Origin of the sequence: Serratia sp. CY56464 (assembly GCF_052168435.1) — a bacterium.
In the GTDB taxonomy this organism is placed as follows: Bacteria; Pseudomonadota; Gammaproteobacteria; order Enterobacterales; family Enterobacteriaceae; genus Serratia; species Serratia marcescens.
Window position 1 is genome coordinate 229,233 of the sequence record NZ_JBJNMV010000003.1, and the last position, 16,670, is coordinate 245,902.

The 16,670-nt window shown below is 60.6% G+C and carries 14 protein-coding genes and 1 riboswitch; of the genes, 8 read left to right on the forward strand and 6 right to left on the reverse strand.

The features are described from left to right. Window positions 1-254 precede the first annotated feature (254 nt). Window positions 255-1,268, forward strand: a complete 1,014-nt coding sequence (tsaD, locus tag ACJ8KE_RS17295) for a tRNA (adenosine(37)-N6)-threonylcarbamoyltransferase complex transferase subunit TsaD (protein ID WP_306376959.1) — start codon at window positions 255-257, stop codon at window positions 1,266-1,268. 30 nt (window positions 1,269-1,298) lie between these two features. Here the strand turns inward: tsaD and plsY are convergent, their stop codons facing one another. Further along, window positions 1,299-1,943 (reverse strand): glycerol-3-phosphate 1-O-acyltransferase PlsY, encoded by a 645-nt coding sequence (plsY, locus tag ACJ8KE_RS17300; protein ID WP_028127591.1) that lies wholly within the window; start codon window positions 1,941-1,943, stop codon window positions 1,299-1,301. A 107-nt stretch (window positions 1,944-2,050) separates the two neighbouring features. On the opposite strand from plsY, the gene folB reads away from it, so the two are divergent. Both folB and bacA read left to right on the forward strand, forming a co-directional pair. Continuing rightward, window positions 2,051-2,410 (forward strand): bifunctional dihydroneopterin aldolase/7,8-dihydroneopterin epimerase, encoded by a 360-nt coding sequence (folB, locus tag ACJ8KE_RS17305; RefSeq protein WP_015379095.1) that lies wholly within the window; start codon window positions 2,051-2,053, stop codon window positions 2,408-2,410. A 133-nt stretch (window positions 2,411-2,543) separates the two neighbouring features. Then, window positions 2,544-3,368: an undecaprenyl-diphosphate phosphatase gene (bacA, locus tag ACJ8KE_RS17310; protein ID WP_033639357.1), complete on the forward strand. Its 825-nt coding sequence runs from the start codon at window positions 2,544-2,546 to the stop codon at window positions 3,366-3,368. A gap of 39 nt (window positions 3,369-3,407) precedes the next feature. Here bacA and ACJ8KE_RS17315 read toward each other — a convergent pair whose 3' ends face one another. Together ACJ8KE_RS17315 and ACJ8KE_RS17320 are read right to left on the reverse strand one after the other, a co-directional pair. Then, a complete protein-coding gene (locus ACJ8KE_RS17315; protein WP_049299879.1) occupies window positions 3,408-4,652 on the reverse strand; it encodes a multifunctional CCA addition/repair protein in 1,245 nt (414 codons plus the stop codon). A gap of 122 nt (window positions 4,653-4,774) precedes the next feature. Continuing rightward, a complete protein-coding gene (locus ACJ8KE_RS17320; protein WP_016930153.1) occupies window positions 4,775-5,395 on the reverse strand; it encodes a TIGR04211 family SH3 domain-containing protein in 621 nt (206 codons plus the stop codon). A gap of 278 nt (window positions 5,396-5,673) precedes the next feature. On the opposite strand from ACJ8KE_RS17320, the gene ACJ8KE_RS17325 reads away from it, so the two are divergent. The 3 genes from ACJ8KE_RS17325 (at window position 5,674) to hldE (ending at window position 11,372) form a co-directional block, all read left to right on the forward strand. Continuing rightward, window positions 5,674-6,981 (forward strand): CYTH domain-containing protein, encoded by a 1,308-nt coding sequence (locus ACJ8KE_RS17325; RefSeq protein ID WP_306376958.1) that lies wholly within the window; start codon window positions 5,674-5,676, stop codon window positions 6,979-6,981. 45 nt (window positions 6,982-7,026) lie between these two features. Further along, the gene (gene glnE, locus ACJ8KE_RS17330; RefSeq protein ID WP_306376957.1) at window positions 7,027-9,864 is read left to right on the forward strand and encodes a bifunctional [glutamate--ammonia ligase]-adenylyl-L-tyrosine phosphorylase/[glutamate--ammonia-ligase] adenylyltransferase; all 2,838 of its coding nucleotides are present in this window, start codon (window positions 7,027-7,029) and stop codon (window positions 9,862-9,864) included. Window positions 9,865-9,941: 77 nt separating this feature from the next. Then, window positions 9,942-11,372, forward strand: coding sequence for a bifunctional D-glycero-beta-D-manno-heptose-7-phosphate kinase/D-glycero-beta-D-manno-heptose 1-phosphate adenylyltransferase HldE (gene hldE / locus ACJ8KE_RS17335; protein ID WP_004937214.1), 1,431 nt, complete (start codon window positions 9,942-9,944; stop codon window positions 11,370-11,372). Between the two features lie 51 nt (window positions 11,373-11,423). Here hldE and ubiK read toward each other — a convergent pair whose 3' ends face one another. Continuing rightward, window positions 11,424-11,699: a ubiquinone biosynthesis accessory factor UbiK gene (gene ubiK, locus ACJ8KE_RS17340; RefSeq protein WP_004937216.1), complete on the reverse strand. Its 276-nt coding sequence runs from the start codon at window positions 11,697-11,699 to the stop codon at window positions 11,424-11,426. A 145-nt stretch (window positions 11,700-11,844) separates the two neighbouring features. Beyond that, a riboswitch (FMN riboswitch) is annotated at window positions 11,845-12,005 on the forward strand. 109 nt (window positions 12,006-12,114) lie between these two features. On the opposite strand from ubiK, the gene ribB reads away from it, so the two are divergent. Further along, entirely contained in the window at window positions 12,115-12,768 is a 654-nt protein-coding gene (gene ribB / locus ACJ8KE_RS17345) for a 3,4-dihydroxy-2-butanone-4-phosphate synthase (protein WP_004937218.1), read from the forward strand. A 54-nt stretch (window positions 12,769-12,822) separates the two neighbouring features. Here ribB and ACJ8KE_RS17350 read toward each other — a convergent pair whose 3' ends face one another. Next, on the reverse strand, window positions 12,823-14,355 hold the full coding sequence (locus tag ACJ8KE_RS17350; protein ID WP_442517325.1) for an alkaline phosphatase: 1,533 nt from the start codon (window positions 14,353-14,355) through the stop codon (window positions 12,823-12,825). Between the two features lie 322 nt (window positions 14,356-14,677). On the opposite strand from ACJ8KE_RS17350, the gene ygiD reads away from it, so the two are divergent. Further along, window positions 14,678-15,460 carry a 4,5-DOPA dioxygenase extradiol gene (gene ygiD / locus ACJ8KE_RS17355; protein ID WP_028127592.1) on the forward strand — a complete coding sequence of 261 codons (783 nt, stop codon included), beginning with the start codon at window positions 14,678-14,680 and terminating at the stop codon, window positions 15,458-15,460. 48 nt (window positions 15,461-15,508) lie between these two features. On the opposite strand, the gene ACJ8KE_RS17360 is transcribed toward ygiD, so the two are convergent. Beyond that, window positions 15,509-16,669: a glutathionylspermidine synthase family protein gene (locus ACJ8KE_RS17360; RefSeq protein ID WP_016930148.1), complete on the reverse strand. Its 1,161-nt coding sequence runs from the start codon at window positions 16,667-16,669 to the stop codon at window positions 15,509-15,511. Window position 16,670 lies beyond the last annotated feature (1 nt).

Here is a 16,670-nt window from a genome sequence, read left to right on the forward strand (position 1 = left end):
TTACTCCAATGGATGCTGCTTTGTAAAGCATCACAGCAAATTGAAACCCGCGTCGCTCTGCCGCAACGTGCGCAATTTTGCACCGGGCGCTGATTATAGACTAATCAGAAAAAAATGCTCGTGTTTAATCGCTCGGGCATTTTCTGGATGAATCATCGACATAGGCGCAAGCCGGTGACAAGATGCGCCGCATCGGCGGTAAATGCGGCGGAATGTGGTAGACTGGCGGCCGCACGTGAATGATGGGAAATGTAATGCGAGTACTGGGTATAGAAACGTCCTGCGATGAAACCGGAATTGCAGTGTATGACGATGAAACCGGTTTGTTGGCCAACCAATTATACAGCCAGGTGAAGCTGCACGCCGACTACGGCGGCGTAGTGCCGGAACTGGCCTCCCGCGATCACGTGCGCAAAACCGTGCCGCTGATTCAGGCGGCGCTGAAAGAGGCCAACCTGACCCCGGCCGATATCGACGGCGTGGCTTACACCGCCGGGCCGGGCCTGGTGGGGGCGCTGCTGGTCGGCGCTACCGTGGGGCGTGCGCTGGCGTTCGCCTGGAACGTGCCGGCGGTGCCGGTGCACCACATGGAAGGCCACCTGCTGGCGCCGATGCTGGAAGATAACCCGCCGGCGTTCCCGTTCGTCGCGCTGCTGGTCTCCGGCGGCCACACTCAGCTGATCAGCGTCACCGGCATCGGTGAATATGAACTGCTGGGCGAGTCGATCGACGATGCCGCCGGCGAAGCGTTCGACAAAACCGCCAAGCTGCTCGGCCTGGATTATCCCGGCGGGCCGATGCTGTCGAAGATGGCGCAGCAGGGCACGGCGGGGCGTTTTACCTTTCCGCGGCCGATGACCGATCGTCCGGGGTTGGACTTCAGCTTCTCCGGGCTGAAAACCTTTGCCGCCAACACCATTCGCTCCAACGGCAACGACGATCAGACGCGTGCCGACATCGCCCGCGCCTTCGAGGATGCGGTGGTGGATACGCTGGCGATAAAATGCAAACGCGCGTTGGAGCAGACCGGCTTCAAACGCCTGGTGATGGCCGGTGGCGTGAGCGCCAACCGCACGCTGCGCGCCAAACTGGCGGAGATGATGCACAAGCGCGGCGGGGAAGTGTTCTATGCCCGCCCGGAATTTTGCACCGACAACGGCGCGATGATCGCCTATGCCGGCATGGTGCGCCTGAAGAGCGGCGCCAACCCGGCGCTGAGCGTTTCCGTGCGGCCGCGCTGGCCGCTGGCGGAACTGCCTGCGGTATAAAACAAAGGGCCGGATTATCCGGCCCTTCTGTTATTCTTCTCTCGGCTGGTCGCCGTTATCCTCATCCGCGTCGTTTTTCTTCTTGCGGAACTTGCCCCAGATCTTGCCTTCCTGGCCGCGCCACAGGCGCTGAATATTGTCGTGATGCCGCATCAGGATCAGGCAGGAGAGCATCGCTACCGGGAAGGTGAACTGCGGTTTGAACCACCAGACGTAGAACGGGGCGATCAACGCGCTGACGATGGCGCCGAGCGAAGAGTAGCCGCTGAGCAGCACCGTCAACAGCCAGGTGCCGGTCATCAGGCCGGTCAGATCCCAGCCGATAGGCGCGATGGCGCCAAACGCGGTCGCCACGCCTTTACCGCCGCGGAAGTGGAAGAACACCGGATAGATGTGCCCCAGGCAGGCGGCGATCGCCGTCAGGCCGAGATACAGCGGCGGCACATCGAGTTTGTAGGCCAGCCAGACCGGCAGCATCCCTTTCAAAATATCGAACACCAGCACCGCCGCCGCCGCCAGCCGGCCGCCGATGCGCAGGACGTTGGTCGCCCCGGGGTTTCCTGAGCCATGTTCACGCGGATCCGGCAGCCTGGCGATCCGGCAAACCAGGATCGCGCTGGAAATCGAGCCGCACAGATACGCGAAGATAATCATGCCAAGCGCGGTAGCACTCATAACGCGGTTCCGTTTAATAATGGTCGTTTTACTCGCAACATCTATGGATAATACGCACATTCCGCTGGAAGTGGTATCCGGCAAGGCCAAAAACAGAGAATGACGTGATGGATATCGTATTTATTGAAGAGCTTACCGTAATTACCACCATTGGCGTTTATGAGTGGGAACAGGGCATTCGTCAGAAGCTGGTGTTCGATATCGAAATGGGCTGGGATAACCGGCCGGCCGCCGCCAGCGACGATGTAAATGACTGTCTGAGCTATGCCGATGTCAGCGACGCCGTGATCCAGCATGTTGAGTCGAACCGCTTCGCGCTGGTGGAGCGCGTGGCGGAGGAAATATCCGAAATTTTGCTTCAGCGCTTCAATTCCCCGTGGGTCCGTATTAAGGTCAGCAAACCGGGCGCTGTAGCACATGCCAATCGGGTCGGCGTGATCATTGAGCGCGGCACTCGTCCCGCATGATTTTATGTCATCTGCTTGCAACGAAAGACCGTTAAACTGGTCTTAATCCTGAGAATTGTTTTAGCGGCATTGTCTTTTAAGCACTGCCGCTTTTTTATGTGATGGCCGTTATTTTATGGGGTGAGCGAAGCACATGGCTGACATGCATTCACTGTTTATTGCGTTTGTTCTTGGGGTTGTCGAAGGGTTAACCGAATTTCTGCCGGTGTCTTCCACCGGGCATATGATTATCGTTGGCGAGTGGCTGGGTTTTACCGGCGACAAAGCCAAAACCTTTGAAGTCATCATCCAACTGGGGTCGATCCTGGCCGTGGTGGTGATGTTCTGGCGCCGGTTGTTCGGCCTGATCGGCATCCATTTCGGCGGCAAGCCAGTGGAGCACGAGGGCAAAACCAGCGGCCAACTGAAGCTGGGGCATATCCTGCTGGCGATGATCCCGGCGGTGGTGCTGGGTCTGGTATTCCACGATGTGATTAAATCGCTGTTCGCGCCGAAAAACGTGATGTACGCGTTGGTCGTCGGCGGCCTGCTGTTGCTGGCGGCGGAATGGCTGAAGCCGAAGAAACCGAGAGCGGAAGGGCTGGATGACATCACCTACCGCCAGGCGTTCATGATTGGCTGCTTCCAGTGCCTGGCGCTGTGGCCGGGTTTCTCCCGTTCGGGTTCCACTATCGCCGGCGGTATGCTGGTGGGCGTAAACCGTTATGCGGCGTCCGAGTTCTCCTTCATCCTGGCGGTGCCGATGATGATTGGCGCCAGCGGTCTGGATCTGTACAAGAGCCTGCACTTCTTGACCTGGGGCGATCTGCCGATGTTCGCCGTCGGTTTCGTTACTGCCTTCGTGGTGGCGCTGATTGCGATCAAGACCTTCCTGTCGCTGATCAAACGCATCTCGTTCGTGCCGTTCGCCATCTACCGCTTTATCGTGGCGGCCGTGGTTTACATGGTATTCCTGTAAGCACGATGGCAAGAAAAAACCCCGCTCTGCGGGGTTTTTTTATGCCTGATCGTTGAGGATGGTTTGGTTGAGCTTCCAGTCGGCCAGCGCCTGCTGGCGACGGCGTTTGAGCTCATCGCGGATCGCGGTGCCCTGCAGCCCGCTGGCTACCACCTCTTTAATCGATACCGCGTTCGCCACCTGATACGCCTGGCGCAGATAGTCGCCCTGCGGATAAGGATTCTCCTCAAAGCCGGTGCGGCCGCGCGCGTCCGCTTCGCTGGTCAGGATCATCTGCTCCAGCCTTTGGGGCTTGCGCCAGACGTCGATGGCGTCGAACAGCTTCAGTAGGGTCTCCGGCCGCAGCTTGTTCACGGTGTGGATCAAATCATGGTACTCGGCCACCAGCTTGCTCAGATCGCGCACCGGGTTGGGCACCCGCAGCCGCTGGCACAGCGCCTCGACCAGCCGTACGCCCGCCGGGCCGTGGCCGTGGTGATGCGGCCAGAACGCTTTCGGCGTCAACCCTTTGCCAAGATCGTGGCACAGCGTGGCGAAGCGCACGTCCACCTCCGGCGTGAGGCGGGCGGCCATCGCCAGCGCCATCAGCGTGTGTACGCCGGTGTCGATCTCCGGGTGCCACTTGGCGGGGGCCGGCACGCCGAACAGCGCGTCGATTTCCGGGAACAGCACCGCCAGCGCATCGCAGTCGCGCAGCACCTGAAAATAGACCTGCGGGCTCTGGCTTTGCAGCGCTTTTTCAGTTTCTTTCCAGACGCGTTCGGCGGTCAGCGCGGCCAGTTCACCGCTGTGCGCCATCCGGCGCATCAGGGCCAGCGTTTCGTCGGCGATGCGAAAACCCAGATGAGCGAAGCGAGCATTGAATCGCGCCACGCGCAGCACGCGCAGCGGATCTTCGCCGAACGCGTCGGAAACGTGGCGCAGCACGCGCGCCTGCAGATCGGCCACGCCGCCGTAAGGGTCAATCAGTTCCCCTTCGGCGGAACGGGCGATGGCGTTGATGGTCAGATCGCGCCGCAGCAGATCGTCTTCCAGCGTCACGTCCGGCGCGGCATAGCAGGTAAAACCGGTGTACCCCTGGCCGGATTTGCGCTCGGTGCGCGCCAGCGCATACTCCTCGTGGGTATCGGGATTGAGGAACACCGGAAAATCTTTGCCGACCTGCTGGTAGCCCAACGCCAACAACTCCGCCGGCGTGGCGCCCACCACCACCCAATCATGATCGACCACCGGAATGTTGAGCAGGCTGTCGCGAACGGCACCGCCGACCAGATAAATCTGCACTGTTGACTCCTGAATATCGTGTAAGGCCCTGTCTATCAGATTACATGAATTGGCCGCGGGATGTCGGCGCCAATGAAAAAGGCGCCCGCAGGCGCCCATACTCAAACTGAACGATACTGAAATCAGTTCATCCAGCGATTGTTGTTCTTGCGACGCGGGATCAGGTGCGGCAACAGCAGGCCCAACAGCAAACCGACGCCGGCAACGCCGCCGCCGTACATGAACCACTGCAGGATAATGGTGCGCTGCTTGTCGTCGAGCTGCAGGTTAACGGCGTTGACCTTCTTCTGCGCGACCACCAGCTGGTTTTTCAGATCCTGGTTTTCCTTCTGCAGGCTGCTGATGGTGCTGTCGCTGCCCGCGACTTTTTCCTGCATTTCCGAGGTACGCTGGTTCCAGGTGTTATCGATGTTGGCCAGTTTGTCGGTCAGGGTTTTCACCTGCTGTTCCAGCTCCGGCACGCGGGTGCGCAGGCTTGGCGTCTGGCTGAGCTGATCGAGCGGGATCCAGGTGGTGCGGCCTTTCGGATCGCGGATCTGGCCGTAATTGGTGCTGTCGTTGACGCTCAGCAAGGTCACTTCTTCACCGGCGTTCAGAGTGCCGACAATACGGTACTGATTACCTGGGCCGCTATGGACGTAAGTGCTTAACTCATCGGAGATATAGCGTTTATCTTCGGCATGTGCGGCCCAAGTGATGCTGAAGCTCAGCGCGGCAAGGAAAATCAGGCGTAATTTCTGCATTAGTTCATCGTTTCTGGGTGAATTTATGGAACGATAGTAGAGGGTTCAGTCTGACGACGCAACGCCAAAACCGGAATGAGAACTATCTTACTGTGGCTGATTCTGTGAGTTGCGCAGCGTTTTATAACGTAACAGGTTTTTTCTACAGTTAGCAGGGTTAAGGCGCCGGGAATCGCGGTAAGATAATGACAACTGTGCGTCAGTGGGCAGCATACGGTGGGCCGAGCGCGCCGCGCTGAAACCGACGCGAATGCGTAACTTATTGGTGTTAAAGAATTATGACCGTTGAAATTGAACTGAAATTCATCGCCGCGCCGCAAGCGGTGGCCGCTCTGCCACACTGGCTCGCCGCCTGGCCGCATCAGCATTCCGCGCCGCAAAAGCTGACCAACATTTACTTCGAAACGGCCGACAACTTCCTGCGCCGTCACGACATGGGGCTGCGCATTCGCGGTTTCGACGATCGCTTTGAGATGACCATCAAAACCGCCGGTAAAGTGGTGGGCGGCCTGCACCAGCGCCCGGAATACAATGTCGCTATCGCCGAGCCGCAGCTGGCGTTGGAGCAGTTCCCTGCCGACATCTGGCCGCAGGATTGCGATATCGCGGCGCTGCAGCAGGCGTTGCAACCGCTGTTCCGTACTGATTTCGTGCGTGAGAAGTGGGTGGTTACTTACGGCCAAAGCGAGATAGAGATTGGCTTGGATCAGGGTGAGGTGCGCGCCGGTGATCTCAGCGAAGCCCTGAGTGAGATAGAACTGGAGTTGCTGAAAGGCAATACCGCCGATCTGCTGGCGTTGGCCGGTGAGCTGGCGGCGCACGACGGGCTGCGTCAGGGCAGCCTGAGCAAGGCGGCGCGCGGTTACCACCTGGCGCAGGGCAATCCGCCGCGTGAGGTGCGTCCGCTGCGGGTGCTGAAGCCGGCGGCGAAGGCGACCGTAGAGCAGGGGATGATCGCCGCCTTCGAGCTGGCGCTCAGCCACTGGCAGTACCATGAAGAGCTGTGGCTGCGCGGCGACGCGCAGGCGCGCGCTTCGGTGATTGAGGCGGTCGGAACGATCCGCCAGGCGCTGGTGATCTTCGGCGGCCTGGTGCCGCGCAAGGCCAGCGCCGATATGCGCGCCCGCCTGACCGAGCTCGAACCGCTGTTGGCGGACAAAACCGCGCAACCAGAGACCCTGTGCTACAGCGCGGTCTACCTGCAATGTAAGTTGGCGCTCACATCATGGCTGGTGAGCGGCGCCTGGCGACCGTTTATCGACGCCAAAGCACAGGCCAAGCTGGATGGTTCTTTCAAACGCTTCAGCGACATCATGCTGGGGCGCAGCGGCGCAGAGCTGAAAGAGGCCTTCAGCCGTACGCTGAACGAAGATGAATATCAGGAACAATTGCCGCGCCTGACGCGTCAGATTTCGGCGCTGGTCCTGCTGTCGGGCGCTTATCCCGACGAGCAGACCGGGCCTTATATCGAGGCCTGGCGCGAGCTGCAGGCGGCGCTGAGCGAGCGCCGTCAGGGCTGGTATGAAGCCAGCCGCAAACAGGCCTTATCGCATGCGCCATTCTGGTTAAACGGCGCGCTTCGTTAATCAAGCCGGCCCGCCAGCCGTGGGCCGCAGAACGGGTCATACACTATGTCGCCACTTTCAGCCGCGTTACAGGCTCAGGCACAGCAGATTGTGCAGCGTTTTCAGGAAGTTCACGGCGCGGACTGCGCCTTTAGCGAGCAGGAACAGTGGGTGCTGGCGTCGAGCGATTTCGTCAGCGACGCGCTGCTCGCTCAGCCTGCCTGGCTGGCGACGCTGCGCGAACAGCCGCCGGCGCCCGGCGAGTGGCAGCACTATGCCGCCTGGCTGCAGGACGAGCTGGAAGAGGTGCGCGACGAGGCGCAGCTGATGCGCACGCTGCGTCTGTTTCGCCGTGAAACGCTGGTACGCATCGCCTGGGCGCAGGCTCAGGGGCTGTGTTCGACCGAAGAAACGCTGCTGCAGCTGAGCGGACTGGCGGAAACGCTGATCGTCAGTGCGCGCGACTGGCTGTACCAAACATGCTGCCGCGAATGGGGCACGCCGTGCAACGCCGCAGGCGAGCCGCAGCCGCTGTTGATCCTCGGCATGGGCAAGTTGGGCGGCGGCGAGTTGAATTTCTCGTCGGATATCGATCTGATCTTCGCCTACCCGGAGAACGGCCAGACCCAGGGCGGACGGCGCGAACTGGACAATGCCCAGTTCTTCACCCGCCTCGGCCAGCGGTTGATCAAGGCGCTGGATCAGCAAACCATCGACGGCTTCGTCTATCGCGTGGACATGCGGCTGCGGCCGTTCGGCGACAGCGGCCCGTTGGTGATGAGCTTCGCGGCGCTGGAAGATTATTATCAGGAGCAGGGGCGCGATTGGGAGCGCTATGCGATGGTGAAGGCGCGCCTGATGGGCGGGGCGGAAGACGCCTATAGCCAGGAGCTGCGCAAAACCCTGCGGCCGTTCGTGTTCCGCCGCTACATCGATTTCAGCGTCATCCAATCTTTGCGCAACATGAAGGGCATGATCGCCCGTGAAGTGCGGCGGCGCGGTCTGAAGGACAACATCAAGCTGGGCGCCGGCGGCATTCGAGAAATCGAATTCATCACTCAGGTATTCCAGCTGATCCGCGGCGGCCGTGAACCGGCGCTGCAAGGGCGTTCGCTGCTGCCGACGCTGCAGGCGGTGGGTGAGCTGGGGCTGTTGGAGGCCGAGCAGGTGCGGGCGCTGAGCGCCGCCTACCTGTTCCTGCGGCGGCTGGAGAACCTGTTGCAGGCGATCGGCGATCAGCAAACCCAGACGCTGCCGCAGGAGGCGCTCGATCAGGCGCGGTTGGCCTACGGCATGGGATTGGCGGATTGGCCGGCGCTGATAGCGGCGCTGGACGCGCACATGCAGGCGGTGCGCGCGGTGTTCGACGACCTGATCGGCGACGATAGCCCGGATGTCGGTGAAGATCCCGACTACCAGCACTACCACAGCCTGTGGCAGGACGCGCTGGAGGAGAACGAGCTGGCGCCGCTGACGCCGCATCTCGACGAAGAGGGGCGCCGACAGATGCTGCGCACCATCGCCGATTTCCGCCACGACGTCGACAAGCGCACCATCGGCCCGCGGGGCCGCGACGTGCTCGATCAGCTGATGCCGCGCCTGCTGGCGGAGGTGTGCCCGCGTCAGGACGCGCCGACCGCGCTGGTGCGGCTGGCGCAGCTGCTGCTCAGCATCGTCACCCGCACCACCTACCTCGAGCTGCTGGTGGAGTACCACGCGGCGCTCAGTCATCTGATCCGCCTGTGCGCCGCGTCGCCGATGGTCGCCAACCAGCTGTCGCGTTACCCGCTGTTGCTGGACGAACTGCTGGATCCGGCCACGCTGTATCAGCCGGTGGCGCTGGACGCCTACCGCAGCGAGCTGCGGCAATATCTGCTGCGGGTGCCGGAAGACGACGAAGAGCAAAAGCTGGAGGCGCTGCGTCAGTTCAAACAGGCGCAGCAGCTGCGCATCGCCGCTGCGGATATCGCCGGCGCGCTGCCGGTGATGAAAGTGAGCGATCACCTGACTTATCTGGCGGAGGCGATCATCGACGCGGTGGTGCAACAGGCCTGGAGCGACATGGTGGCGCGCTACGGCCAGCCGACCCATCTGCAGGAGCGTGAGGGGCGCGGCTTTGCGGTAATCGGCTACGGCAAACTGGGCGGTTGGGAGCTGGGGTACAGTTCCGACCTCGATCTGGTGTTCCTGCTGGATTGCCCGCCGGAGGTGATGACCGACGGCGATCGCTGCATCGACGGCCGCCAGTTCTACCTGCGGCTGGCGCAGCGGGTGATGCATCTGTTCAGCACCCGCACCTCTTCCGGCATTCTGTATGAGGTGGACGCGCGGCTGCGGCCTTCCGGCGCCGCGGGGATGCTGGTCAGCACCGTCGAGGCGTTCGCCGACTACCAGCAAAATGAAGCCTGGACCTGGGAACATCAGGCCCTGGTGCGCGCGCGTATCGTGCATGGCGACCCGGCGCTGCATCAGCAGTTCGACGCGATCCGGCGCGAGATCCTGTGCAAAACGCGCGATCCGGAGACCCTGAAGCGCGAAGTGCGCGAGATGCGCGAAAAGATGCGCAACCATCTCGGCAACAAGCAGCGCGATCTGTTTGATATCAAAGCTGATGAGGGCGGCATTACCGACATCGAATTTATCGCCCAATATCTGGTCTTACGCTATGCGCCGGGTGAACCGCGCCTGACGCGTTGGTCGGACAATGTGCGCATCTTCGAGCTGATGGCCAATTACGACATCATGCCGGAAGAGGAGGCGCGCGCGCTGACCCAGGCTTATGTCACCATGCGCGACGAGATCCACCACCTGGCGCTGCAGGAGCATTCCGGCAAGGTCGACAGCGAGCTGTTTGCCGCCGAGCGCGAGCAGGTGCGCGCCAGCTGGGCCAAATGGCTGGATTGATACCTTTTTGCGGGTATTCCGGCGGTCTGTGGTAATATCTGCGCCACTAAAATTTTGTTCTTTTTTGGAGTTATCGGATGAAAGTTACGCTGCCTGATTTTCGCCGCGCCGGTGTGCTGGTGGTCGGTGACGTCATGTTGGATCGCTATTGGTATGGGCCGACCAGCCGCATTTCACCGGAAGCCCCGGTGCCGGTGGTCAAGGTCGATACCATCGAAGAGCGTCCCGGCGGCGCGGCTAACGTGGCGATGAACATCGCTTCGCTGGGCGCCACTTCCCGCCTGGTGGGTCTGACCGGCATCGACGATGCGGCGCGGGCGCTGAGCGCCAAACTGAATGAAGTCAACGTGCGCTGCGACTTCGTCTCGGTGCCGACCCATCCGACCATCACCAAGCTGCGCGTGCTGTCGCGCAACCAGCAGCTGATCCGTCTCGACTTCGAAGAAGGCTTCTCCAACGTCGATCCGCAGCCGATGCTGGAGCGCATTCAGCAGGCGTTGCCGCAGATCGGCGCGCTGGTGCTGTCCGATTACGCCAAGGGGGCGCTCAGCCAGGTGCAGGGCATGATCCAGCTGGCGCGCGCCGCCAAGGTGCCGGTGCTGATCGATCCGAAAGGCTCCGATTTCGAGCGCTATCGCGGCGCGACGCTGCTGACGCCGAACCTGTCCGAGTTCGAAGCGGTGGTGGGCCACTGTAAGGATGAGGCGGAACTGGTGGAACGCGGCATGAAGCTGGTGGCGGATTTCGAGCTGTCGGCGCTGCTGGTTACCCGCTCCGAACACGGCATGACGCTGCTGCAGCCTGGCGTTGAGCCGCTGCACTTGCCGACTCAGGCGCAGGAAGTGTTTGATGTGACCGGCGCCGGCGACACCGTGATCGGCGTATTGGCCGCCTCGCTGGCCGCCGGCAACTCGCTGGAAGAGTCCTGCTTCCTTGCTAACGCCGCCGCCGGCGTGGTGGTGGGTAAGCTCGGTACGTCTACCGTGTCGCCCATCGAGCTGGAAAACGCGGTGCGCGGCCGCGCCGAAACCGGCTTTGGCGTGATGACCGAAGCGCAGTTGAAAAACGCCGTGGCGCAGGCGCGTCAGCGCGGCGAGAAAGTGGTGATGACCAACGGCATCTTCGACATTCTGCATGCCGGCCACGTCTCTTATCTGGCCAACGCCCGCAAGCTGGGCGATCGCCTGATCGTTGCGGTGAACAGCGATGCGTCGACCAAACGCCTGAAAGGGGAAAAACGCCCGGTCAACGCGCTGGAGAACCGCATGATCGTGCTGGGCGCGCTGGAAGCGGTGGATTGGGTGGTGCCGTTCGAAGAGGACACGCCGCAGCGCTTGATCGCCGACATCTTGCCGGATCTGCTGGTGAAAGGCGGCGATTACAAGCCGGAAGAGATTGCCGGCAGTGCGGAGGTGTGGGCCAACGGCGGCGATGTCAAAGTGCTGAACTTTGAAGACGGCCTGTCGACCACCAACATCATCAAAGCGATCAAAGACGGGCGCGGCTAACGCCGGGCGACGTAAAGTACAAGGGCGCGCGGTGCGCGCCCTTGGCGGGAATTATTCGTCTTCCTGCTTGGCGGCCGGCGCCGCGCTCAGCTTGCTTTCCAGCTCGGCCATGCGCTGCTCCAACAGCGCCAGCTTCTCGCGGGTGCGCAACAGCACCTGAGTCTGCACGTCGAACTCTTCGCGGTTAACCAAATCCAGACGGGTCAGCTGCGACTGCAGCACCTGACGGATTTTTTTCTCAACGTCTTCCCCGAATTCACGAACGCCTTTAGGCATGGACTCATGAACCTGGCGTGCGATTTGTTCGATTTTTTTCGGGTCAATCATGGCGTATCCCTTTCAGAGTTTAATAGCTGCCGCTTAGTGTAATGCGAGTTGCCCGTCGGATAAACCATTAAGCGCATTCGCCGTACGTGGCCGAATTGTGCTTTTGCCAATTGCCCTGCCTACCCATTAGCGTTATAGTCATCTTGCTTATTCTCAGGGCGGGGTGAAAGTCCCCACCGGCGGTAAATCACCTTCTACGGTGAAAGCCCGCGAGCGCTCAGCCAGCCTGTAAAGGCCGGTTAGAGGTCAGCAGATCCGGTGTAATTCCGGGGCCGACGGTTATAGTCCGGATGGGAGAGAGTAACGGTATCTGCCGGGCATGCGCCCGCTTGCGTTATTTTTTTAGCTATTGCTAGCTACTCCTCAAGATCGCCCTGGTTCTGGTAATCCATAATTTTTAATGAGGTTTTTTACCATGAATCAGACGCTACTTTCAGACTTCGGCACGCCAACAGAACGCGTTGAACGCGCGATCGACGCACTGCGCAACGGGCGCGGCGTAATGGTGCTCGATGATGAAAACCGTGAAAACGAAGGTGACATGATCTTCGCCGCGGAAACCATGACCGTTGAGCAGATGGCGCTGACCATTCGCCACGGCAGCGGTATCGTGTGCTTGTGCATCACCGAAGAACGCCGTCAGCAGCTTGAGCTGCCGATGATGGTGACCAATAACTCCAGCCAGTTCCAGACCGCCTTCACCGTGACCATCGAAGCGGCGCAGGGCGTGACCACCGGGGTTTCCGCTTCCGATCGCCTGACCACCATCCGTGCGGCGGTGGCAGACAGCGCCAAGCCGAGCGACCTGAACCGCCCGGGCCACGTGTTCCCGCTGCGCGCGCAGCCGGGCGGTGTGTTGAGCCGTCGCGGCCACACCGAAGCGACCATCGATCTGGTTTCCATGGCCGGTTTCAAACCAGCCGGCGTGCTGTGTGAACTGACCAACGACGATGGCAGCATGGCGCACGCGCCTGAAGTGATCACCTTCGCCAAACAGCACGACATGGTGGTGCTGACCATCGAAGATCTGGTGGCCTACCGCCAGGCGCACGAGAAAAAAGCCAGCTGATAGCCGGCCGCTTTCAACGATAAAAAAAGCCGCGTAAAGCGGCTTTTTTTGTGGCTACCGTTTTGACAGGCGTTCGCCGATGCGGCTGGCGTAATTCATCACGTGGAAGGTGTAGTTCTCCTCCACCGTGCCCTGGAACAGATGCGCCCAGGGGCCGATGGCGTAGATGCCGAGATCTTCCCCGCCGTGCGTCTCGCTGTTCAGCGGCACCAGTGCCGGCTGAATAAAGTCGGGCGCGGTGGTTTGCTCCATGGTCAATGCCGGGCGCTCGGTCAGCGGGATCGCGCCGCCGGGGCCATTGGCGAAACCGAGGGTGGTGTAGGGCTTGCCGTCGCTGCCCAGCCGAGGTTTGCCGTCGACGCCGACGGAAATGCCGAGGATAGGATTGCCGCGCTTGGCATAGCCGGCGATGGTCAGCGTGTGGCTGTGATCGCCGGTCACTATCACCAGCGTGTCGTCCAGATCGACCTTATCGACGATGGTTTTCACCGCTTCGTTCAGGGCGACCGCGTCGCTCAGCGTGCGGTAGGCGTTGCCGTTATGGCTGCCGTGATCGACGCGCCCACCCTCCACCAACAGCAGATAACCCTCAGGATTCCTGGACAGAATATCGATGGCCTTGCCGGCCATTTCCGCCAGTGAGGGTTCTCCCGCCGCGTCTTGTCGCCGGTCGTGCTCGAAGTTCATGTGCGACGGCTCGAACAGAGCCAGCAGATGGTCGACGTTGCCCGGTTCGATTTTGTTGAACTGCGCTTGATTCCAGACGTATTGCCCGCGCTCGCCGTAGCGTTGCAGCCAGACCTGCGTCAGGTCGCGGCCGTCCTTTCTGGCACCTTTCTTGCCGGGGTATTCCGGATCGCTCACGCTGTCGGGCAGGAAGTTGGCGCGCCCGCCGCCCATCGCTACGTTCAGGCCGTTGCCGTACTTCATTTCCACCAACTGGCGCGCGATGTCGCGGCAGCCTGCGGCCAGGGCATTTGCCGGCATTTTGGCGTCAGACTCCCAGTCGCGATTGGCGATATGGGCATAGGTGGCGCCCGGCGTGGCGTGGGTAATGGTGGCGGTCGTCACGGCGCCGGTGGACATGCCGAGCGTTGCGGCCATCTCCCACAGCGTGGTGACGGCCTTGGTTTGCTGATCCTCGCAGTTGTTGAGGGTAGCCGTATGATCGAGACCCATCAGATCGTTGATGGTTTTGACGCCGGTGGTCATCGCTACCGCGCTGGGCGCAGAGTCGGTGATTTGGGCGTCGGCGGAGTAGGTTTTGGCCGCCGCCAGATAGGGGAAGGCCTCCCAGGCCAACACGTTGGATTCGCCGTCCACGCCGCGCTGCTGCCCTTCAAAAATGCGGGCGGCGGTCACGGTGGAAAACCCCATGCCGTCACCGACGACCAGAATGACGTTTTTGGCGCGGTTGGTGTTTGGGGTTTGTTTCAGTCGCTGTTGCAGCTGAGTTTGCGCCTGAAGGAAGTAAGGATCTTCGCGCTGCGTCAGCTGCGCGTTGTCCGCCGCGCCGGTGGTTGCCGTCCAGCCGGCGAGTAAGAACATGGAAAGCGCCAGGCGGGTTGCCAGTGTGAGTCTGAACATGAATTCCTCCTTGGTGAGACGTAATTCCCATCGCGCGACGGCGTTGCCTGCTCCCGTCGGCAGAGGAGGAGTGTATAGATTTTGTTAACAAAAAATACATAAATTGTTCACAAATTGGATCTGTGTGGCAGTAATGTCATGGTATTCACTGATCTTATTATTTTATTGAAATATATGATTTTTTTATCTTTCTGTTGACCGGCGTATTTCTCTACTTTTAATTCAAATTTATTGAATATCTTCATCACGGTTATCCGGCTGTGTTGCTGCGGCAAAGCGCGTAATGTAGCGGCATAGCACAATTTGAACTAAGGATCCCTCTATGAACACCTCTCGTATGCCGGCACTGTTTCTTGGCCACGGTAGCCCGATGAACGTGCTGGAAGACAACCGTTACACCCGGGCATGGCGTGCGTTGGGTGAGTCATTGCCGCGCCCGAAGGCGATCGTGGCGGTTTCCGCGCATTGGTATACCCGCGGCACTGCGGTCACCGCGATGGAAAAACCCAAAACCATTCACGACTTTGGCGGGTTCCCGCAGGCGCTGTTTGATACCCGTTATCCGGCGCCAGGCTCTCCCGCGCTGGCCGCGCAGCTGCAGCACATTCTGGCGCCGGTGCCGGTAACGGCGGATCTCGGCGAGTGGGGGTTGGATCACGGCACCTGGGGCGTATTGATCAAGATGTATCCCAATGCCGATATCCCGGTGGTGCAGCTCAGCGTCGACGGCACGCAGCCGGCGGCTTACCACTATGAGCTGGGCCGCAAACTCGCGGCGCTGCGGGATGAGGGCGTGATGATCGTCGCCAGCGGCAACGTGGTGCACAACCTGCGCATGGTAAAATGGCAGGGCGATACCAGCGCCTACCCATGGGCGGAATCGTTCAATAACTTTGTCCGGGATAACCTGCGTTATCGGGGCGATAATCACCCGCTGGTGGATTTCATGCGCCATGAGGGCGCGGCGTTGTCGAATCCGACGCCGGAACACTATCTGCCGTTGCTGTATGTGCTTGGCGGTTGGGATGGAAAAGAGACCATCAGCGTGCCGATCGACGGTATCGAAATGGGGGCGCTGAGCATGCTGTCGGTACAGGTGGGGTAAAGAAAGAACGCCAGTCAGAGACTGGCGTTTTTGCTTTCAGCGGGGCGATCAGCCGAGAATAGTGTGCGGATAGAAGCGCGACAGATCCTGCGTGATCAGTTCGCGATCTTCGCGCAGGCCGATGCCGCAGGGTTGATCGTTCACCAGCCAGCTGCCGATCAGCGTGTAGCTGTCTTCGAACTTCGGCAGCGGATGGAACTGCTGCACGATCATGCCTTCTTCACCGTACGGCCCATCGACGCGCGCCACTTCCTGACCGTTTTCGACGATCTGGATATTGGCGCCTTCCCGCGAGAACAGCGGTTTGGTGACGTAATGATCCATCGGCGGATGATCGTCTTGCGCGAAATAAGCCGGCAGCAGGTTAGGGTGGTTCGGGAACATTTCCCACAGCAGCGGCAGCAGCGCCTTGTTGGAGATGATGCTCTTCCAGGCCGGCTCCAGCCAACGCACGCCGGCGTCTTCCAGCTTGGTGGAGAACATCTCGCGCAGCATGAATTCCCACGGGTATAGCTTGAACAGGTTACCGATCACCTGATCCTGCAGATCGGTGAACTGGCCTTTCTCGCCAAGGCCAATCTCTTCCATGAACAGGAATTCGGTCGGCAGACCGGCTTCCTGCGCGCAGTCCTGCAGATATTGCACCGTGCCGCGATCTTCTTCGCTGTCCTGGCAGCACGCCAGGTGCAGCAGGCCGAAGCCGTGGTGCGCTTTCAGCTCGCCGAAACGCTCGATCAGCTTCTCCTGCAGGCTGTTGTACTGATCCGATTGCGGATCCAGCTTGCCGGCATTGATCTGGTCTTCCAGCCACAGCCACTGGAAGAAGGCCGCTTCATACAGCGAGGTCGGCGTATCGGCGTTGTTCTCCAGCAGCTTCGGCGGGTTGACGCCGTCGTAGGCCAGATCGAGACGCGAATACAGCGACGGCTGGTTGGTGCGCCAGGAGCTGCGCACGAACTCCCAGGTGTGTTTCGGGATGCAGAACTTGGCCATCAGCTCGTCGCTGCCGACCACTTTTTCCACCACCTGCAGGCACATCTGATGCAGCTCGGCGGTGGCGCTTTCGATCTCTTCAATCTGCGCCAGCGTGAACTGGTAATAGGCGTCTTCACACCAGTACGGCTCGCCGTACATGGTGTGGAAACGAAAACCGAACTCGGTCGCTTTTTCACGCCAGTCCGGGCGCTCGGTAATAGCAATACGTTTCATG